At 69.5% G+C, this 20048-nt stretch carries 18 protein-coding genes; 11 read left to right on the top strand and 7 right to left on the bottom strand.

What is annotated here, in order from left to right; genetic code table 11:
* The first annotated feature begins 54 nt into the window (after positions 1–54).
* Together ompR and ASC95_RS03505 are read left to right on the top strand one after the other, a co-directional pair.
* Positions 55–789, top strand: a complete 735-nt coding sequence (gene ompR / locus ASC95_RS03510; RefSeq protein ID WP_057296373.1) for a two-component system response regulator OmpR — start codon at positions 55–57, stop codon at positions 787–789.
* 108 nt (positions 790–897) lie between these two features.
* The gene (locus ASC95_RS03505; RefSeq protein ID WP_057296372.1) at positions 898–2217 is read left to right on the top strand and encodes an ATP-binding protein; all 1320 of its coding nucleotides are present in this window, start codon (positions 898–900) and stop codon (positions 2215–2217) included.
* 61 nt (positions 2218–2278) lie between these two features.
* Here ASC95_RS03505 and ispF read toward each other — a convergent pair whose 3' ends face one another.
* Positions 2279–2779 (bottom strand): 2-C-methyl-D-erythritol 2,4-cyclodiphosphate synthase, encoded by a 501-nt coding sequence (gene ispF / locus ASC95_RS03500; protein ID WP_057296371.1) that lies wholly within the window; start codon positions 2777–2779, stop codon positions 2279–2281.
* Between the two features lie 255 nt (positions 2780–3034).
* On the opposite strand from ispF, the gene ASC95_RS03495 reads away from it, so the two are divergent.
* The 7 genes from ASC95_RS03495 to ASC95_RS03465 all read left to right on the top strand — a co-directional run bounded on the left by ASC95_RS03495 (position 3035) and on the right by ASC95_RS03465 (position 11553).
* Complete coding sequence (locus tag ASC95_RS03495) at positions 3035–3733, top strand: ABC transporter substrate-binding protein (RefSeq protein ID WP_057296370.1); 699 nt, start codon at positions 3035–3037, stop codon at positions 3731–3733.
* A 22-nt stretch (positions 3734–3755) separates the two neighbouring features.
* Positions 3756–5951 (top strand): patatin-like phospholipase family protein, encoded by a 2196-nt coding sequence (locus ASC95_RS03490; protein WP_082567550.1) that lies wholly within the window; start codon positions 3756–3758, stop codon positions 5949–5951.
* Between the two features lie 108 nt (positions 5952–6059).
* Positions 6060–6629: a DUF4402 domain-containing protein gene (locus ASC95_RS03485; RefSeq protein ID WP_082567453.1), complete on the top strand. Its 570-nt coding sequence runs from the start codon at positions 6060–6062 to the stop codon at positions 6627–6629.
* A gap of 20 nt (positions 6630–6649) precedes the next feature.
* Positions 6650–7099 (top strand): hypothetical protein, encoded by a 450-nt coding sequence (locus tag ASC95_RS03480; RefSeq protein ID WP_057296367.1) that lies wholly within the window; start codon positions 6650–6652, stop codon positions 7097–7099.
* Between the two features lie 4 nt (positions 7100–7103).
* On the top strand, positions 7104–7568 hold the full coding sequence (locus ASC95_RS03475; protein WP_057296366.1) for a DUF4402 domain-containing protein: 465 nt from the start codon (positions 7104–7106) through the stop codon (positions 7566–7568).
* A 68-nt stretch (positions 7569–7636) separates the two neighbouring features.
* Positions 7637–8476 carry a molecular chaperone gene (locus tag ASC95_RS03470; protein ID WP_057296365.1) on the top strand — a complete coding sequence of 280 codons (840 nt, stop codon included), beginning with the start codon at positions 7637–7639 and terminating at the stop codon, positions 8474–8476.
* 26 nt (positions 8477–8502) lie between these two features.
* The gene (locus ASC95_RS03465) at positions 8503–11553 is read left to right on the top strand and encodes a hypothetical protein (RefSeq protein WP_157255932.1); all 3051 of its coding nucleotides are present in this window, start codon (positions 8503–8505) and stop codon (positions 11551–11553) included.
* Here the strand turns inward: ASC95_RS03465 and ispD are convergent.
* Together ispD and ASC95_RS03455 are read right to left on the bottom strand one after the other, a co-directional pair.
* Complete coding sequence (ispD, locus tag ASC95_RS03460) at positions 11516–12226, bottom strand: 2-C-methyl-D-erythritol 4-phosphate cytidylyltransferase (protein ID WP_057296363.1); 711 nt, start codon at positions 12224–12226, stop codon at positions 11516–11518. The genes ASC95_RS03465 and ispD overlap by 38 nt on opposite strands.
* 11 nt (positions 12227–12237) lie before the next feature.
* A complete protein-coding gene (locus ASC95_RS03455; RefSeq protein ID WP_057296362.1) occupies positions 12238–12987 on the bottom strand; it encodes a class II aldolase/adducin family protein in 750 nt (249 codons plus the stop codon).
* A 71-nt stretch (positions 12988–13058) separates the two neighbouring features.
* On the opposite strand from ASC95_RS03455, the gene ASC95_RS03450 reads away from it, so the two are divergent.
* Together ASC95_RS03450 and ASC95_RS03445 are read left to right on the top strand one after the other, a co-directional pair.
* Positions 13059–14096 (top strand): RNA methyltransferase, encoded by a 1038-nt coding sequence (locus tag ASC95_RS03450; protein ID WP_057296361.1) that lies wholly within the window; start codon positions 13059–13061, stop codon positions 14094–14096.
* Positions 14097–14209: 113 nt separating this feature from the next.
* Positions 14210–14809 (top strand): chalcone isomerase family protein, encoded by a 600-nt coding sequence (locus tag ASC95_RS03445; RefSeq protein WP_057296360.1) that lies wholly within the window; start codon positions 14210–14212, stop codon positions 14807–14809.
* A gap of 6 nt (positions 14810–14815) precedes the next feature.
* Here ASC95_RS03445 and ASC95_RS03440 read toward each other — a convergent pair whose 3' ends face one another.
* The 4 genes from ASC95_RS03440 to ASC95_RS03425 all read right to left on the bottom strand — a co-directional run bounded on the left by ASC95_RS03440 (position 14816) and on the right by ASC95_RS03425 (position 19979).
* A complete protein-coding gene (locus ASC95_RS03440) occupies positions 14816–15337 on the bottom strand; it encodes a hypothetical protein (RefSeq protein WP_057296359.1) in 522 nt (173 codons plus the stop codon).
* Positions 15338–15456: 119 nt separating this feature from the next.
* Positions 15457–16818 (bottom strand): sigma-54 dependent transcriptional regulator, encoded by a 1362-nt coding sequence (locus ASC95_RS03435; RefSeq protein WP_057296358.1) that lies wholly within the window; start codon positions 16816–16818, stop codon positions 15457–15459.
* On the bottom strand, positions 16805–18652 hold the full coding sequence (locus ASC95_RS03430; RefSeq protein ID WP_057296357.1) for an ATP-binding protein: 1848 nt from the start codon (positions 18650–18652) through the stop codon (positions 16805–16807). Before ASC95_RS03430 ends, ASC95_RS03435 begins: the two co-directional genes overlap by 14 nt.
* Positions 18630–19979 carry an MFS transporter gene (locus tag ASC95_RS03425; protein ID WP_057296356.1) on the bottom strand — a complete coding sequence of 450 codons (1350 nt, stop codon included), beginning with the start codon at positions 19977–19979 and terminating at the stop codon, positions 18630–18632. Before ASC95_RS03425 ends, ASC95_RS03430 begins: the two co-directional genes overlap by 23 nt.
* Between the last annotated feature and the right edge of the window lie 69 nt (positions 19980–20048).

Genomic DNA, 20048 nt, shown 5'->3' with positions numbered 1-20048 from the left:
AGCAGGGTTTCAAAACCTGCTCACAATGCCGCTGTTACAAATTCAGGAAACGCGATGAACAGCAGCGCGACACCCCGTCCCAACCGAATCCTCGTCGTCGATGACGACGCCCGCATCCGCGATCTGCTCCGGCGCTATCTGACCCAAGAAGGCTTCGAAGTACTGCTCGCCGAAGACAGCCGGGCGCTGAACAAGCAGCTCACCCGCGAGACGGTGGATCTCATCGTGCTGGACCTGATGCTGCCTGGCGAAGACGGCCTGACCATCTGCCGCCGCCTGCGTGCCGCCAACGACCAGACGCCCATCATCATGCTGACGGCCAAGGTCGAGGACGTGGACCGCATCGTCGGCCTGGAGGTGGGTGCCGACGACTACCTGGCCAAGCCATTCAACCCGCGCGAATTGCTGGCACGCATCAATGCCGTGCTGCGCCGCCGCCCGCCACCGGAGGCCCCGGGCGCCCCGAGCAAGGAGCCGATGACGGTCACCTTCGGGCCTTTCGAATTCGACCTGGCCCTGCGCCGCCTGACCAAGAATGGCGAGCAACTGCCGCTGACGACCGGCGAGTTCTCCATGCTCAAGACGCTGGTGCGCCACCCGCGCCAGCCGCTCTCGCGCGACAAGCTGGCCCAGTTGGCTCGCGGCCGCGAGTTCGAGCCGTTCGATCGCAGCCTGGACGTGCAGATCTCGCGGCTGCGCAAGATGCTGGAGGCCGACCCGGCCCAGCCGCGCTATATCCAGACCGTGTGGGGCGTGGGCTACGTGTTCGTCCCAGACGAGAACAGCTGAGGCCATCCAACTAAATGCAACCACAGAGACACTGAGGCACTGAGAACAGCCCTCAAGCTGACTTTCTCCGTGTCTCTGTGCCTCTGTGGTTGCATCTGAATGTCTTTCATGGCCCGTCCGCATCTCGCGCTCAACCTCTTCTGGCGCACCTTCGCCTGGCTGGCCCTGCTGCTGGCCGGTGCGGTGCTGGCCTGGCAGTACACCTTCAAGCTGCTGGAGGCCCAGCCGCGCGCGCTGGAGTCTGCCGAGCAGTTGGCTGGCCTCGTCAAGCTCAGCCGCATCGCGCTGGAGCACACCGACCCGATCAACCGCGTGGCCGTCATCAGCTCGATGTCGCGTGGCGACACGGTGCAGGTGCGCGTGGCTGAGACCAGCGACCGCTGGCTCCCCTATGACACCAGCCCCTTCGCCAAGCAGCTCGCCGCCGAACTGCGCAACACGCTCGGGCCGGATACGGTCGTCGCGCGCAACGTCAACGATGTGTCAGGCCTGTGGGTGCGGTATGTCGTCGGCGAGGACGCCTTCTGGCTGCGCACCAGCGCAACGCCGCTGTCCATCTCCCTGGCCAGCAACTGGTGGTGGGTGGTCATCGCGCTGCTGGCCACCGTCGTCGGCTCGGCGCTGATCGCCCGCCTCATCAACCAGCCGCTGCGCGAGCTGGCGGAAGCCGCCGGCCGCATCCGGGATGGTGAGTACGACTCGCGCCTGGACGAGAACACGATGACCAGCGAGATCCGCGAGGTCAACATGGGCTTCAACCGCATGGCGCGCGAACTGGCCAAGCTGGAGGAGGACCGTGCCGTCATGCTGGCCGGCATTTCGCATGACCTGCGCACGCCGCTGGCGCGGTTGCGGCTGGAAACCGAGATGAGCGTCAATGACGAGCAGGCGCGTCACTTCATGGCCCAGGACATCGACCAGCTCGACGCCATCATCAGCAAGTTCATGGACTACGCGCGGCCCAACGAGACGCAGCTGCGCGAGACGCGGCTGACGGATGTCGTCGAGCGCGAGGTGCAGGGCTTCCGCGATCCCGACCAGATCCGTTTCCGCGTGCAGGTCAGCGAGGCCCTCAAGGTCTTCGTCGACGACACCGAGCTGGGCCGCGTGCTGCTCAACCTGTTCGAGAACGCGCGCCGCTATGGCCATGCGGAAGGCGAGCCGGCGCGCGTGGACGTGAGCGCGGCACGCCAGGGCTCGTGGGTGGAGCTGCGCGTGCGTGACCATGGCCCCGGCGTGCCGCCCGACCGCCTGCAGCGCCTCACCGTGCCCTTCTACCGCGGCGACGCTGCCCGCACCGCTGCCAGCGGTGCCGGTCTCGGTTTGGCCATCGTCGAGAAATCAGTGCAGCGCCTGGGCGGCACGCTGTCCATCAGCAATGCGCAGGGTGGCGGCCTGATCACGGTGCTGAAGCTGCAGGCGGCCTGAACCAATCTAGCGCGCCCAGACTCCGGGGCCTGCTGTATCGGTGCCGTCGGCGTGGACTGAATCAGCCCACCGCGAGCAGGCACACGGCGCGCGCCTCGATCGCCCGCCCCTCGCCCACCGGCCCCATCTTCTCGGCCGTCTTGGCCTTCACATTGATCTGGCCGATGTCCACGCCCAGCACCTCGGCAAGCCGCGCGCGCATGGCCGGGATGTGCGGCGCCATCTTGGGTGCCTGGGCAATGATGGTCGTGTCCAGATTGACGAGCTGCCAGCCCGCCTCGCGAACACGTCGGTAAGCCTCGGCCAGCAGCACCATCGAGTCAGCGCCCTTGAACTCGACGGCCGTGTCGGGGAAGAGCCCGCCGATGTCCCCCAGCGCCGCGGCGCCGAGCAGGGCGTCGGTGACGGCATGCGCCAGCGCGTCGGCATCCGAATGCCCGAGCAGGCCATGCGTGTGCGGGACGGTGATGCCGCCCAGGATCAGCGGGCGGCTGGTGACGAGCTGGTGCGTGTCCCAGCCTTCGCCGATGCGCAAGGAGGTTAAGGCGTTCGGGATGGTCATGAGGGCATTGTCGGGGAGACAGGGGCGCGGCCACGCGCTACCCTGCGCGCGCCTCGGACGATTCGCAGCGACGTAGCTGGGTATTTCGGGCCGAGCGCCGGGCCGCTCCCAAGCTGGCCCGGCTGGCGATGTGCTCGCGGCTCAATGCCGCGAGCATCGCCGTCCCCGCGGGGGACCGGCTGGGCGCGCCCGCGTTCAGCGAGGCGCGATCAGACGAGGGGCAGTTTCATCTAAGGGAGGGGAATGAGATTCAGCATGCGGCATCTGCTTGTGTTGCTTGCGCTGCTCTGCGGCACGGCCCAGGCGCAGCAGCTCCAGCTGCTGGTCTTTCCCAACCCCGGCCTGTTCGACGTGGCCGCTGATGGCACCGTCAGCGGCCCCGGCGCCGAGCTGCTCGCCAAGCTCGGCCGGGCCAGCGGCCTGCAGCTCGGCATTCTGGCCATGCCCATCCCGCGCGCACTGGCGACCGCCAGCAGCACGCCCGGCAGTTGTGCGGTGGGCCTGTCCCGCACACCCGAGCGCGAGGCCGCCTTTCACTGGGCAGGTCCGCTGGCCAGTGGCGCCCTGGTCATCTATGCCCGCGCCGATGAGACCCAGGTCCCGCACGGCCTGCAGGACCTGCGCGGCCGCGGCGTTGTCGTGCAGCGCGAGTCCACTCCCGCCGCATCACTGCGCGAGCAGGGCATCGCCGCCCAGGAGGCCAGCAACTCCGTGTCGGCCCTGCGCATGCTGCAGGCGCGGCGAGTTGACTTCTGGTTCGCCAACGAACTCGCTGCAGAACCCGTGATCCGCGCCGAGGGCGGTGCGCCTGTCAAGAACGTCCTGACACTGCGCCGCGTGGAAGCCTATGTGGCCTGCCACCTTGGTACGCCGCAGGAGCCGGTGGACAAGCTGCACCAGGCCATCCAGAAGCTGCGCCGCCAAGGCGAGCTCGCGGAGTTCGGCCTGCGCTGACGCTGCTATGGTGCGGGCCGCCATGAAACGCCTGCTCCTTCTTTGCTGCCTGATCGCCGGCTCCGTGCTGGCCGCCGAACCCTCTCCCGCTCAGCGCCCCAAGATCGGCCTCGTGCTGTCCGGCGGCGGCGCCCGCGGCCTGGCCCATATCGGCGTGCTGCGCGTGCTGGAAGAGATGCAGGTGCCGGTGGACCTCATCGTCGGCACCAGCATGGGTGCGGTGGTCGGCGGCGCCTATGCCTCGGGCCGCAGCCTGGATGAGCTCGAGGTCTTGGTGAAGAGTGCGAACTGGAACGCCATCCTGGCCGACCGGCCGGCGCGCGAGCGCCTGTCCATCCGCCGCCGCGAGGACGACGAACGCCTGCCCTCGCGCATCGAGTTCGGCTTCACGCCGCAGCGGGGCGCCATGCTGCCCGGCGGCGCGGCCGCCAACGGCCAGTTGGAGGCGACGCTGTCCTCGCTGATTCCGGCCACGCGCGCCGACGACCCGCTGCGCAAGCTGCCCATCCCGTTTCGCGCGGTCGCGACCGATCTGCTCTCCGGCGCGATGCTGGACCAGGCCGACACGCCGCTGTTTGAAGCCTTGCGTGCCTCCATGGCCGTGCCGGGCGTGTTCGCGCCGCTGCGCGTCAACGGTCGGCCGCTGGTGGACGGCGGCCTGGTGCGCAACCTACCGGTCGACCTGGCCCGCCAGCTTGGCGCCGACATCGTCATCGCCGTCAACGTCGGCACGCCGCTGCTCGAAGACCGCGAGATCAGCAGCGCCGTCATGGTGGCCAACCAGATGCTGCAGATCCTGACCGAGCAGAACGTGCAGCGCTCGCTGCGCGAACTGCAGCCGCAGGACATCGTCATCGACCCCGACCTGCCCGGCATGGGCTTCATGGACTTCTACCGCGCCGACGAGGCCATGGCCACCGGCCGGCGCGCGGCCCTGGCCGCCGGCGAGCGGCTGGCGGCACTGGCCGCGCCTGCCGCCCATGCGACCCTGCAGGCCCGCCGCCTCGGCCCGCCCGAGTCCGCATTGAGCGCCCTGCCGCTGGCCGAGCTGAAGATCACCGGCGCTCAGCGGGTCAACGCCGAGGCGCTGCGGGCCGAACTGGCCCTGCAGCCGGGCGACACCGTAGGCCGCGCCGACCTGACCCGGGCCGTCGAGCGGCTGGACGGCACCGGCGACTTCGAGCGCATCGAGACCGAGATCGACGACCGCGACGGACGGCGCAGCGTCGAGTTCAAGCTCACCGAAGCCGACTGGGCCGCCAGCCGCGTGCGCTTCGGCCTGGAGCTGTACAGCAACTTCGCCGACGCCAACAGTTATTCGCTGGTGGCCATGCACGTCGCCAACTGGCTCAACCCCTGGGGCGCGGAGCTGCGCTCGGTCGCCCGCATCGGCTCCTCGCGCGGCCTCAACACCGAGTTCTACCAGCCACTCGGCCCGGGCTCGCGCTGGTTCGCCAGCGCCAAGCTCGCCTACACGGCCGGCAGCAACGATGTCTTCGACCAGGGCCAGCGCGCGCTGCGCCTGTCCAGCAGTCTGACCAGCGCGCAGCTGGAACTCGGCCATCGCATCGCCGGCCTGGGCGACCTGCGGCTTGGCGTCGGCCGCCTGCGTGCCAGTGACGAGGTGGTGCTGCCCGTCGTCCCCGAGGGCAGTCGCCGCTCGCAGAGCTATGGCCAGCAATACCTGGAACTGCACACCGACTCGCTGGACTCCCTCGCCTTCCCCAGCCGCGGCCAGTGGACGACGGCGCGCATCGAATGGCTGCAGCCGCGCGGCGAGGCCAGCGTCATCAACGCCTCGCTGATCGGCTTGTCGGCCTTTCGCCTCGGCGAGTGGGCCGGCCAGCTCTACGGCGAGTTCGCCCACGCCGAACGCGGCCAGGCGCGCTCCCTCGGGGGCTATCTGCGCCTGTCGGGCACGCCCGATGCGTCGCTGGTGGGCGAAAACATGGCCCTGCTGCGCGTCGTCATGGCGCGGCGCATCGGCGAGATGCCCGTCGGCCTCGGCGGCGCGGTGCGCATCGGTTTCTCGCTGGAGACGGGTGCCATCGGCGCCGGCGCGGGCCTCAAGCTGTCCAACATACCCAGCAGCGGCTGGAAGCAGGCCGCCAGCGGTTTTCTCAGCGTGGACACGCGTTTCGGGCCGTTCTACCTGGCGCTCGGCACGACGCGGGGCGGTGAGACGGCGGCCTACCTGCTGCTGGGGCCGAGCTGGTGAGCGGGGCAACGAAATGCCGGTCAAGCCCGGGCTTCATCGGCCGATAAGCCTGTGGAGCGGGCCCGCAGCATTCGTGGGTCGGCACATCCAGGAGCCGAGGAGCGCCCCATGACAACATCGTTGAAAAGATCCGTTCGTCCGCAAAGCCTGCTGGCCTTGAGCGCCCTGGTGCTGCTGGGAGCCGCGGGCATGCGCGGCGTGCGGGCCGCCGACAACGCGACCGCCAGCGCCACCGCCGTCGTGCTGCAGCCCATCGCAGTGACCAAGTCAGCCGACCTCGTGTTTGGCAATCTGGTCGCCGGCAACGGCGTCGTGACCTTGGCCACCGACGGCACCCGCACCAAGTCCGGCACGGCCGTCCTGCCCACTGGCGTCGCCCCAGCCGCCGCGCGCTTTGACGTCACCGGTGCCGGCACCAACACCTTCTCCATCGACTACACCGGCAGCGACACGGTGCTGACCGACGCAAGCGCAAACACGATGGCCGTCGACTGGATCACCGAGGCCGTCGCGACCGCGACGGCAACCGGCAAGACCGACGAAACCACCGACGCCACCACGGGCACGCTGGCTGCCGGCGCGGCCTACATCTTTGTCGGCGGCAAGCTGACGGTTGGCGCCGCCCAGGCCGCGGGTACCTACACGGGCGTCGTCAAGGTGACCGTCGCCTACAACTGAGGTCTATCCTCCTTGCGGCCATGACGACCGCCTTCCGCATTCACGGCCTTTGCGCCGCCACCGCACTGTGGTGCACCCTGTTGCCACAAGCGCCAGCCCTGGCCGCCAGTGCCACGGCCCAGGCCAGCGCAGCCGTCATCGTGCCTGTCGCAGTCAGGGCCTGGCTGGGCGTGCCCGTGAGCGTGCAGGATCTCCTGCTTGCGCGGGACGCCCCCGCCGGCCCCGCCACGGGTGACCTGGTAACACGCGTGGCCGGTGCGACCACGCCGGCCATCCTGCGCGCCCTGCCCCTGTGGGTCGGCAGCGCGGTGGAGTCCCGGCAGGCCTTTGGCGTGGACATCGTCCCCGCGGCCAGCGCGGCGCTGCTGGCCCGTGGCCCGGCTGCCGCCGTGTCCGTGGCCGCCGCGTTGCCTGCAGGGGAAGGCGGCGATGGCGAGGGCCCTCTCGTCATCACCGTCGCCTTCAACTGAGGCCATGCGCGGGCTGACCCGTCATTGCGCCCTGGCTGCGCTGCTGCTGATCGCCAGCGCCGCCGCGCCTGGGCAGACCCTGGTCAACAACGGCGCCCTGTCCTTCGGCGCATTCACGGCCGGCGGCGGCGGCACGGTCAGCGTGAGCCCCGGTGGCGCACGCCTGAAGGCGGGCAGCGTCATCCTCGTCAATCAGGGCGGCACGGCCAGTGCCGCCCAGTTCACCATCACCGGCACGGCCAGCGCGGTGTTCGTCATCACGCTGCCAGCGGACGGCACCGTCTTCCTCACCGACGGTGCCAGCGGCAGCATGGCGCTGAACAGCTTTGTCAGCAGCCCCGCCGTCACCGGCGTGCTGGGCGGCGGCGGCACGCAGCAGATCAATGTCGGCGCCACGCTGACCGTCGGCAACCTGCAGGCCACAGGCAGCTATTCCGGCTCCTTCAACGTCACCGTCAATTACCAGTAACAAATTGCACCGCAAACGCGGCGCTTTTGTGAGCTTTGCATCGCTCAAGTCCTGGCGACCATGCCGGCATGCGTGCAACACCCAAGCTTTCCCTGCTGGCGGCCTTCGGGCTGCTGGTGCTGTCGCGCGCCGCCTTCGCCGATCTCATGCTGTTCCCGACGCGCATCGTCTTCGACAAGCAGCAGCGCGCCGCCCAGGTCGAGCTGATGAACCAGGGCAAGACGCCCGAGACCTACCGCATCAACCTCGTCAACCGCCGCATGGGCCCGAACGGCGAGTTCATCGCCATCGACGCGCCCGGCCCTGGCGAGCAGTTCGCGGACGCCATGCTGCGCTATTCACCGCGTCAGGTCACCATCCCGCCGGGCGGTTCGCAGATCGTGCGCATCCTGCTGAGAAAGCCCGACGACCTCGCCGCTGGCGAATACCGCTCGCACCTGCAGTTCGACCGCGTGGCCGAGGCCACCGGCGCCAGCAGCGTCGAGGATGTGGCCAAGCGCGAGGGCAAGGACGTCGGCATCGTCATCCAGGCCCTGGTCGGCGCATCCATCCCGGTCATCGTCCGCCAGGGCGAGACGCATGCCAGGGCCGAGCTTTCCGAGCTCGCTCTTCAGCCGGGCTCGACGGCTGGCCCCGGAACCCTGTCCTTCCAGATGAAGCGCGAGGGCAACCGATCCCTCTACGGCGACCTGGTCGCCACCTTCACCACCACGGCCGGCGTCACCTTCGAGGTCGCGCGCGCCGGCGGCGTGGCCGTCTATGTGCCCAACGCGGCCCGGCGTGTGCAGTTGCCGCTGCAGCTGCCCTCCGGCAACGCCCTGCCCGCCGGCACGCTGAAGCTCGCGCTGCGGGAGCGGCCGGAGTCCGGCGGCAAGTTGCTGGCCGAGACCAGCCTCAACCTCCCTTGACGGGCCGGCGCCCGCCGTTCGGCGCCATGGCTCCACTCCGCATCCTCCAGCGCGCCGTCGCTGCAGCCCTGCTGGTTGCGCCGTTGCTGGCCCGCGCTGCCGATGCGCCGGTGCCGCTGCGCCAGCTCGAAGTGCAAGTCGACGGCCGCAGCCAGACCGCGCCGCTCGACGCCTACCGGACCGACTACCAGGTACTGCTGCCCCTCGGTGCCGTCTCCAGGCTGCTCGGGCTGGACCTGCGCGTGCAGACCGCGTCGGGCCGCGCCGCTGGCACGCTGCCGGGCTCAGGCGAGCCCTTCTGCCTGGACCTGATCGAGTCGACCATCCGCATCGGTGAGCGGCGCTTGTCCTTCGAGCCGCGCCTGGCCCAGGCCATTGGCGGCGACATCTATGTGTCGACGCAGTTGCTGGCGCGCTGGCTGAACCTGGAACTGGCCGTGGACCTGCCGCACTGGCAGCTGCGCCTGCACGCGCGCGACAGCGTCGCGGCCGCGCCGCCAACGCCACCCTCTCGGCCAACAGGCCCGCGCCGCATCGACGAGACCAACCTGCTGGTGCTGGAGGTGGTGCTGGATGGCCAGGTGGTGTCCGACAGCCTGGCCGCCTACCAGGACGGCACGCAGACCCTGCTGCCGCTGGGTGAGCTGTCGCGCCTGCTGATGCTGGCCGTCCAGGTGAAGCCCGACCGCGGCAGCGCCGACGGCCGGCTGCCCGGCGAGCGCGGCTTTGCGCTGAACCTGGCCGAGTCCCTGGTCAGCCTCGGCGGCCGTGAACAGAACTTCGAGCCCCGCCTGGCCGGCATCGTCGGCGACGACATCTATGTGTCGCGCCAGTTGCTGACGCGCTGGCTGCCGATGGACCTGCAGGTCGACCTCGCGACCCTCAAGCTCAAGGTCGTCCCGCGCGAGAAGCTGCCGCTGCAGGAAAGGCTGGAGCGCGAGCGCCTGGCCGCGGCCCTGGCTGGCCTGCAACCCGCCGAACGGCCGAACTACCCCTATGCACGCTCCACACCCGGCTTGGTCGACGTGCCCTCCATCGACCAATCCTTCGGCGCCGACGCGCGCCGCGGCAAGAACTCGCGCCAGTACAAGGCGGCTTACACGGCCTACATCACCAGCGACCTGCTCGGCATGGAAGGCTCCGCCTATGTACTCAAGACCCACGACAAGGCCACGCCCGACCTGCGCCTGACGCTGGCCCGCAACGACCCGGATGCCGGCCTGCTCGGGCCGCTGCGGGCGCGCTCCGTCGCCCTGGGCAACCTGGCTTTGCCCAGCGTGCGCAACGTCATGCAGGGCAGCGCCAAGGGCAATGGTGTGTCGGTCAGCAACCGGCCGCTGGACCAGCCGAACAGCTTCGACCGCCACAGCCTGCGCGGCGACCTTCCGCCGGGCTGGGACGTGACGCTGTACTACAACGACCAGTTGCTGGGCTACCAGTCCTCGCGTGCCGACGGCCTCTACGCCTTCGATGACCTGCCGCTGTCCTTCGGCGCCAACGAGTTCCGCCTCGTCTTCCACGGTCCGCTGGGGCAGTTGCGCGTGGAGAAGCAGAGCTTCCTGCTCGACCAGGCCAGCGTGAAGCCCGGCGAGGTGTTCTACACGCTGGCCTCGCAAGTCGCCGACGACGGCTCGGTGCGCAGCGTCGCCCAGGCCGACATCGGCATCGGCAAGAAGCTGACCGGCAAGGTCGGCCTGGTGCGCCGCCCGCGCCTGGTGGCCGGCGTCGTCGCCGAGGCGCTGGACTACGGCCAGCTCGGACTGCTGGCCTATCTCGACTCGATGATCCTCAGCTCGCAGCTCACCGGCATGCGCGGCGGCGGCGCCCTGGGTGAGCTGGGCATGAAGACGCGCCTGGGCGGCTTCGCGCTGGACCTGCTGCACACCCAGCGCCAGGGCGGCTTCATCAACGACCAGTTCGCCGACGTGGCCGGCGGCGTACGCCAGCGCCAGGAGCTGCGGCTGCAGGGCGGTGTGCGCCTTGGCGGCCTGCCACGCGTCATGATCGACTTCAACGCGGTGCGCAATGCGCTGGACCAGGGACCGTCCAATGTCCAGCTCGGCCTGCGCACCTCGCTCATGCTGTGGGGCACGGCCCTGTCCAACAGCCTGCGCTGGCAGCGCAGCGGTGATTTCACGACCACCGACGGCGCGCTGCAGCTGAGCCGACGCGTGGCCGACGTCGGCCTGAACGCCCAGCTCATGTACCGGCTGCAGCCCGGCGCCAGCCTGCAGGCCGTCGCCATCAGCGCCGACCACAACCTCGCCGACGGCTACCAGATCAACGCCGGCCTGCTGCGCAGCATGGATTCGGGCCTGACGCTGGTGTCGGGCGGCTTCAGCAAGAACCTCGGCAGCTTCGGCTTGGCCATGAGCGCGAGCTATTCCAGCCAGCATGAACTCGCCATGGGCCTGCAGCTCTTCGTGGCCCTCGACCGCGACCCGCGCAGCGGCCGCTGGCAGCTCGACGGCCAGCCGCTGGCCGGCAGTGGCGCCGTGTCGGCGCGCGCTTTTGTCGATCGCAACATGAACGGCATCCGCGACCCCGGCGAAGATTTCGTCGCCAATGCCGGCTTCCTGCTCAACGGCGGAGGCCGCCACCCGCGGCTGACCGATGCCGGCGGCGTCGCGCTGCTGAACCGCCTGGCGCCAGGCCGTTATGCCGACATTGCGCTGGACCCCGCCACGCTGGAGGACCCGCAGTGGAAGCCGCTGACGCCCGGCGTGCGCGTGCTGCCGCGGCCCGGGCGCATCGAGCAGCTGGAGTTCCCGGTCGTGCTGAGCTCCGAGGTCGAGGGCACCATCTATCTGGTCGAGGCCGGCGGCAAGAAACGCGGCATCGGCGACGCGCAGGTGGAACTGGTCAACGGCAAGGACGAGGTCATCGCCACGACCACCAGTTCAGCCGACGGCTACTACCTCTTCCACCAGGTCACGCCCGGCGCACTGCGGCTGCGCATCGCGCCGGAGCAGGCAGCCAAGCTCAAGCTCAAGGGCAGGCTGGAACGTGGGCTGGACGTGCCGGCCAATGGGGACTTCCTCAGTGGCGAGGACCTGGAGCTGAGGCTCGCGAGCTGAGCCAGCGCTCAGCCAACTCGAAGTCCTCGGGCCAGGTCACCTTGAAGTTGGCCATCGACGCGCGCACCAGCCGCGGCGCCAGGCCCAGCGCTTCGACGGCGCTGGCCTCGTCGGTCGCGGCGGCGCCCATCGCGGTCAACGCCCTCTCGACAAGGCCAAGACGGAACATCTGTGGCGTCTGCGCAGCCCACTTGTCGCGGCGGTCGACCGTGGCGGTCACGCGGCCGTCGGCATCGCCCGCCTTCAGCGTATCGGCCACCGGCTGGGCCAAAAGGCCGCCGACGTCGTCGTGCTCGCAGGCGTCGATCAGCGCATCGACCCACTCGGGGCGCAGCAGGCAGCGGGCGGCGTCGTGCACCAGCACCCAGTCTTCATCGACTGCGCCGCGCCGACGCAGTTCGGTCAGGCCTCCCAGCACACTTTCCGCCCGGCTGGCACCACCGGCGCGAGCCACCCATCCGGCGTAGCCGGACAGCGCTGCCTCGAAGCGGTCATCCTCGGGCGACAGCACGACCAGGGTCTGCGCTAGGCGCGGCACGGCGGCCAGGGCGGCCAGCGTGTGAGCCAGCATGGGCTTGCCGGCGATCTCGACGTATTGCTTGGGCATGCCGGCGCCGGAGCGCTCGCCGATGCCTGCGGCTGGGACCAACGCAAAGAATCGGGGATTCGTCATCCCCGCCATTCTCAGCTGTCGTGGCCCGGGTTCTGACGCGCCAGGCGGCGCAGCAGCCCGGGCCAGGCCAGCTCGGCACCCGAGCCGCGCATGACCTTGTCGCTTTGCGCGCGGATGCCGGCCAGGATTTGCGCCGGGATGCGGATCAGCTCGCCGCCGCCCGACTGGGCCGCGATCTGGATCTCACAGGCGCGCTGCAGCATGAACATCTTCAGAAAGGTGTCGGCCGCGCTATGGCCCAGCGTCAGCAGGCCATGGTTGCGCAGCATCATCAGCGAGGCCTTGCCGAGGTCGGCGACGAGGCGCACCTTTTCGTCAGGATTCAGCGCCACGCCTTCGTAGTCGTGATAGCTGAGCGACGCCAGCGGGAACAGGCTGTGCTGCGAGATCGGCAGCAGGCCCTCGCGCTGCGTGCTGACCGCCACGCCGGCCACCGTGTGCAGATGCATGACGAACTTCGCGTCCTCGCGGGCCTCGTGCACGGCGCTGTGGATGATGAAGCCGGCCGGGTTGACGTTGTAGTCGCTGGGCGCCACCTTCTCACCGGTCTGGTCCACCTTGACGAGGCTGCTGGCCGTGATCTCCTCGAACATCATCCCGTAGGGGTTGATGAGGAAGTGATGCTCGGGGCCGGGCAGGCGCGCCGAGATGTGCGTGAAGATGAGATCGTCCCAACCGTGCAGTGCCGCCAGGCGGTACAGGGCCGCGAGGTCGCAGCGGACCGCCCATTCCTCTGGAGTGCAGTTCTCGGGCTTGGCCATGGTGTCTCCTCGTCAAAAGGGTCGATCCAGCATAGCGCCGACAATCGCGGGCTGTTGTCACCTCCGTTCCCATGCTGATTGCCGACCTCCGCCAGCGCCTGCGTGCGCTCGGCGCCAACCCCGACCACGAAAGCCGCGTGCTGCGCCACTGGCTGCACAGCCTGCCGCTGCAGGGCGGTAAGCGGCCGCTGCAGGGCTTCCTGCCCAAGGCGGTCATGGCGGTGCTGCCGGGGCTGATGACGGAGCTGGACAGCCTCGTCACGCTGCGCAGCGAGCACGCCGGCAGCGATGGCGAGTCGGCTCGGCTGCTGCTGGGCCTGGCCGACGGCCAGACGGTGGAGACGGTGCTGTTGCCACGCGACGGCGTCTGCGTGTCAAGCCAGGTGGGCTGCGCGGTGGGCTGCCGCTTCTGCATGACCGGCGTGGACGGGCTGATCCGCCAGGTCGGCAGCGCCGAGATCGTGGCCCAGGTGGTGCTGGCCCGGCGCAAGAACCCCAAGCTGCGCAAGGTTGTCTTCATGGGCATGGGCGAACCCTCGCACAACCTCGCCAATGTGCTGGATGCGATCACGCTGCTGGGCCGCGAGGGTGGCTTCGCGCACAAGCAGCTGGTGTTCTCGACGGTGGGCGACGAACGCGCCTTCGCCGCGCTGAACGAAGCCGAGGTGAAGCCAGCCCTGGCGCTGTCCCTGCACACGACCGACGCCGCCAAGCGCGCCGAGCTGCTGCCGCGTGCGCCGCGGCTGACGCCCGAGGAACTCGTCGAGGCGGCCGACGCCTATGCCCGCTCCAGCGGTTATCCCATCCAGTACCAATGGACGCTGTTGGACGGCGTCAACGACGGGTCCGAGGAGCTGGACGGCATCGTGCGCCTGCTCAAGGGCCGCTATGGCCTGTTGAACATGATCCCCTTCAACAGCGCCGAAGGCCTGCCCTTCACGCGGCCGAGCTGGGAACGCGCGCGGGCCATCGCCGCCGAGCTGTGCAGCCGCGGCGTGCTGACCAAGCTGCGCGACTCGGCCGGCCAGGACGTGGAAGGCGGCTGCGGCCAGTTGCGCGCCCGCGAGGCCGTGGGCCGGCCCGCGCGGGTGGTGAGGATTCACGCCTGAAATCCGAAGGCTGAGCCCTCCCTCGTTGACAACGGTGTCACCTCCTGCCCCCAGAATGCCGACGCCGCACCGCACAGCCGGGTGCGAGAAGAAATTCCACTTGGAGGAGAGAGATGACTCAGCTTCAGATGCTGGTGGCGCGCACCCGCGGCGCCGCATTGATCGCCGGCACGGCCCTGTGCCTGCAAGCCACGGCCGCGCCCACGGTCAGCAAGTTCGCACCCACGGTCCAGCTGGGCGGCAGCACGCTGCAGCTCAACGGCAAGGGCACGCGCGTGCGCCTCGTGTTCAAGGCCTACGACATGGGCCTGTACACGAGCAAACATGTCAGCACGGCGGCAGAGCTGTTTGCGCTGCCGGGCGCCAAGCGGCTGCAGTTCACCGCACTGCGTGAACTGCCCGGCACCGACCTGGGCCGGCTCTTCCTGCGCGGCATCAGCGACAACACGCCCAGCCAGCAGTTGACCCGGCACACGCTGGCCACGAACCGGCTCATCGAGATCTTCTCGGGCAAGCCCAAGCTGTTGCCGGGTGACACCTTCGCGATGGACTTCGTGCCGGGCAAGGGCACGCAGTTCTATATCTCGGGCCAGGCCCAGGGCGAGCCGGTCGGTGACGACGAGTTCTTCACGCTGGTGCTGCGCATCTGGTTCGGCGATTCGCCGGCCGACACGCAGCTGCGCGATGCACTGCTGGATGGCGGCAAGGACTGACAGGCCCTAATTGCCCAAAGCGATGCGCGCCATCTCGAAGCGGGCACCGCCATCGCCGTGCGGGCTGATGTGCACGACGCGGAACTGCTTGGCGGTGCCGGCGCGGAACTCGTACTCGCCGGCCGGAGGCACACCCTCCTCGCAGGCGAGCGTGTCCGAATCCTTGGGCGGCTTCACGCGGGCGGCCGGCTCGCGGCAATCCAGCACCGCACCATGCCTGCCCAATGCCTTGGCGTAGAAGGTGGCGACGCGGACCGGCGAGTCGGCAACCTGGAACTTCATGACGTTGATGCGCAGGCCGAAGGAACCGGCCCAGGCGCCCAGCGATGCGGCAGGCGTGTCGCCGTGGCTTTCGCCGGAGAGCGTGGCGCCCGGGTAGCCAGGCAGGCCGACGTCGGCCAGCGTGGCATGTGCGCTGCCCTGCAGCCCAATGCTGAAACCCTTGTCGTCACCCGCCCACGCGGATGACGTCATCAGGCAGGCCATCAACAGGCCGGCGGCGCGGCGGCGCAAATTCCCTTGGCTCATCACGATCTCCTTGATGGAATGCGCGGCAGCCTATCGTCCGGAAACGCCAGGCGCCGGGCTCGGGCGACGCACCGACCAACGGTCGCGACAGTCTGCAGCCGGCGGCGACAGGCGGCGTCTCAGCTCGAGCGATAGGCGTCGGCGTCCAGACCGAGGCGGCGGATGCGGTCGTGCAGGGTCTTGCGCGCCAGGCCCAGGCGTTCGCCGGCCTTGGCGATATTGCCGCCGCACTCCTGCAAGGCCTGCACGATCCACTGCCGCTCAACAGAAGCCAGCGCCTCGTCCAGCGGCGCCTGCGGCAGGGCGGCCGGCTCATTGGGCGTCGGCAGCCTGGGCGGTGTGGCTTCGCTGACCAGACCGAGCACCCAGCGCTCGGCAAAGTTGCGCAGCTCGCGCACATTGCCGGGCCAGTCGCGCGCTGCCCAAGCCGCCACCTGGCCGGCGCTCCACGCCGGCACCGGCCGCTGCAGGCGCTCGCCAGCCTGGACACAGAAGTGGCTCAACAGCAGCGGGATGTCCTCGCGGCGCCGGCGCAGCGGCGGCAGCGCGATGGTGGCCACGTCCAGGCGGTAGAACAGGTCCTCGCGAAAACGCCCTTCCCTGGCCAGCTCCAGCAGGTCCACCTTGGTGGCCGCGACGACGCGGCAGGCCAGTGGCACGGCCGTGTTGGCGCCCAGGCGCTCGACGCTGCGCTCCTGCAGCACCCGCAGCATCTTGACCTGCAGGGCCATGGGCATGGACTCGATCTCGTCGAGGAAGACGGTACCGTCACCCGCGAACTCCAGCTTGCCGATGCGGCGCCTGGCTGCGCCCGTGTAGGCACCGGCTTCGGCGCCGAAGATCTCGGACTCGAACACGCTTTCGGGCAGGGCGCCGCAGTTGATGGCGACGAAGGCGCCGCTCGCCCCGCTGACCGCATGCAGCGCGCGGGCGACGACCTCCTTGCCGGTACCCGTCTCGCCGTAGATGAGCACATCCACGCGTGCCGGGCCCAGCGTGGCGATCAGCGTGCGCAGCTGCTCCATCGCGGCACTGGCACCGAGCAGGCCGTCGGCCGGCCCGCCGGCCAGCTGGGCCTTCAGCCGCCGGTTCTCCAGCACCAGCCGGCGCTGCGCCAGCGCGCGGCGCACGACCTCGACGAGGTGCTCGGCCGAGAAGGGCTTCTCGATGAAGTCCCAGGCGCCATCGTGCATGGCTTCGACCGCCATGCCGATGTCGCCGTGGCCGGTCACGAGGATGACGGGCAGCTCGGGGTCCCGGGCGCGCAGCGCATGCAGCAGCGCCAGGCCGCTGTCGCCGGGCAGTTGCACGTCGCAGACGACGATGCCAGCAAAGCCCGGCTGCAGCCAGGCGTGCGCCGCCTCGGCGGACTCCACGCCGTGACACCGCAGGTCGGCCAGGCGCAGGCTCTGGGCCGTGGCCAGGCGCACCTGCTCGTCGTCTTCGACGAGCAGCACATCGGTAGGTTCAGGCGCGGCCATGCGGGGATTGTGTGATGGGCAGCCTGAGGATGAACTGCGCCCCACCCTCGGGTCGATTGCCGCCCTGCAGCGAGCCACCCAGCGCGTTGGCGATGGAAGCCGAGATGGACAGGCCCAGCCCGAGGCCGTCACCGCGGCGCTTGGTCGTGAAGAAAGGCTCGAAGAGGCGCGCCTGCACATCGTCGCTCAGCCCGGGGCCGTCGTCGCTCACGCGCAGCAGCGCCTGGCTGGCATCGACCTCGGCCTGCAGCGTGACCGTGCCGCCGCCCTTCTCGGCGCTGGCGTCGATGCCGTTGCGCAGCAGGTTGACGAGCACCTGCTCGATACGCACCTGCTGGCCCAGCACGGCCAGGCCTTCGGGCACGGGCAGGCAATCAAGCCTGACGCGCTGGCGGCGCGCCTCGGCGCTGACCAGGGCCACCGCTGCTTGGAAGGCTTCCGCCACCACCACCGGCTGCACGCGCAACTCGTCGCGGCGGGCAAAGCCCTTGAGCTGGCCAACGATGGCAGCGATGCGCTGGGTCAGGCTGTCGATGGACTGCAGATTGGTCTCGGCGTCGGCCTGCATGCCGCGTTCGAGGAAGACGCGGGCGTTGTCGTTCAGCGCCCGCAGCGCCGCCAGCGGCTGGTTGATCTCGTGCGTGATGCTGGCGGCCATCTGGCCCAGCACGGCGAGCTTGCCGGCCTGCACGAGGTCGTCCTGCGTGGCACGCAGCGTCTGTTCGGTACGGTGCAGTTCGTCCACCCGAGCCTGCAGCTCGCGGGTGCGCTCGGCAATGCGCGTCTCCAGGCTGTCGTAAGCGGCGCGCAACTCGCCCTGCGCGGCCAGGCGCTCGCGGGCGCGACGGCGGCGCAGCTGCAGGTAGGCCAAGGTCAGCAACAGCGATACCCAGCCCAAGGCGGCAGCCCAGGCACGGCCGGTGGCGATCTGCTCGGCGCCGCGGATCTCGGTGAAAGACAGCAGCGTCCAGCCACGACCCTGGACGGATTGTTCGGTGACGAGGGCGCGCAGCTTCTTCGCCGCAGTGGCGATGCGCTCGATGCGCAGCTCGGTCGATGTCCGCGAGGGCTCGCGCGCCAGCGCGGGCAGCGGCAGGTCGCCGTATTGCTGGGTGTCATGCAGCTCTTTGCGCGTGGCATCGGACAGCGGCTGCAGCGTGCGGTACTTCCACTCCGGCCGGCTGGCCAGGAAGACTACACCGCGCGCATCGGCCAGCATCAGCTCGCCAGCGCTGCGGGCCCAGTTGGCCTCCATCTCGTCGAGCGACACCTTGAGTACGACGACACCTGCAGTCGCACCAGCCAGCCGATGAGCGATGAAATAGCCTGGCGTGCCGGTCGTGGAGCCGCGCGCATAGAAGTGGCCGCCGCCGCTCGCCATCGCGTCACGGAAATAGGGCCGGTAGGCGTAGTTCTGGCCGACGAAGGTCTGCGGCTCACGCCAGTTGCTGGAGGCCAGCGTCAGGCCCCGCGCGTCGATGAGGAAGATGGCCGCCGCCGCGGCATCGTGGGCCACGCCTTCGAGCAGGGCGTTCACAGCGGCCTGCTGCGTCTTGGACGCCGGCTCGGCCAGCAGGCCGGCCAGCGCGGGGTGGCGGGCCAGCACCTGCGGCACGGCCTCGTACTTGTCCAGCGCACCGGTCAGCTCGTGGGCGACAAAGCGCAGATGGCGCTGGGCATCGTCGCGGGTCTGTGCCAGGGCCAGGTCCAGTGACAGCCGCCATGCGGCGTAGGCCACCGCGGCGCCGCCCAGCACCACCGCCAGCAGCAGCGCGAAGCTGCGTTGCCAGCGGGGCATCTTCTTCGGGTGGTCAGTGATGAACAGACTCGGCATCAATTCGCGAATGCCGGCGCGTGTCACGCATCAACAGGTAGACGAGCAGCGAGCAGGCGATCACCGCAGTAGCGTACCAATAGAAGCCGCTCTCCATGCCCTGCTGCTTGAACCACAGCGCGATGTACTCGGCGGTGCCGCCGAAGACCGACACGGCGATGGCATAGGGCACGCCGACACCGGTGGCGCGGATCGAAGCGGGGAAGAGTTCGGCCTTTACGACCGCATTGATGGACGTGTAGCCGCTGACGATGAGCCAGGCGCAGGCGATCAGGCCAAAGGCTTCATACGGCCCTTGCGCGTGGCGCAGCGCGGTCAACAGCGGCACCGTGAAGATCGTGCCCAGCACGGCAAAGCCCAGCAGCAGCGGCTTGCGGCCGATGCGATCCGACAGCGCGCCGTACAGGGGCTGCAGGAGCGCCGCAAACACGAGGCTGGCGGCGGAGACGGCCGTGGTCTGCGCGTCCGTCAGGCCCACCGACAGCTTCAGGAACTTCTGCATATAGGTCGTGTAGACATAAAAGGCCAGCGTGCCGCCCATGGTCAGGCCGATGACGATGAGGCATTCACGCGGGTGCTGCAGCAGCAGCTTGAAGCCGCCCATGCGGTCCTGGTTGCGCTGCTTCTCGGCCTTGAAGGCCTGCGTCTCCGGCAGGTCGGACCGCATGATCAGCGCGACGATGGCCAGCAGCGCGCCGATGAAGAAGGGAATGCGCCAGCCCCAGGCCTTGAGCTGGGCGGCGTCGAGCACGAAGTTCTGCAGCACCAGCAGCACGACGAGCGCCGTCAGCTGGCCACCGATCAGCGTCACGTACTGGAAGCTGGCATAGAAGCCGCGGTGCTTGGACGTCGCCATCTCCGACAGATAGGTGGCGCTGGAACCGTACTCACCACCCAGGCTCAGGCCCTGCAGCAGGCGCGCAAACAGCAGGATGGCCGGTGCCCAGACGCCGACGGCGGCATAGGAGGGCGAGCAGGCGATCAGCAGCGAGCCGCCGCACATCAGCAGCACCGAGGCCATCAGCGCCAGGCGCCGGCCGTGACGATCGCCGATGTAGCCGAACAGCAGGCCGCCGACGGGCCGGATGAAGAAGCCCAGAGCGAAGATGGCCGCCGTCGACATCGACTGAGCAACCGGGTCGCTGGAGGGGAAGAAGGACGACGAGAAGTAGAGCGAGAAGGCCGCGTAGCAGTAGAAGTCGTACCACTCGACGAGGTTGCCCAGGGAGCCGACGAGGATGGCCTTCAGGCGGCTGAATTCGATGCGGTCGGGCGCCGCCGCCGAAGCGGGCGCAGCGGCCGAGGCCGGGGGATAGATCGCTGACATGGGGCTTGTCTCCTGAGGTTGTGTGCCCCAGGTTGAGCAGCTTGCGTGCCAAGACCGTGCACGCCCATG

Origin of the sequence: Pelomonas sp. Root1217 (assembly GCF_001425705.1) — a bacterium.
GTDB lineage: Bacteria > Pseudomonadota > Gammaproteobacteria > Burkholderiales > Burkholderiaceae_C > Pelomonas.
Note: the sequence above shows the minus strand (reverse complement) of the source record. Positions and strands in the feature narration are given on the sequence as shown.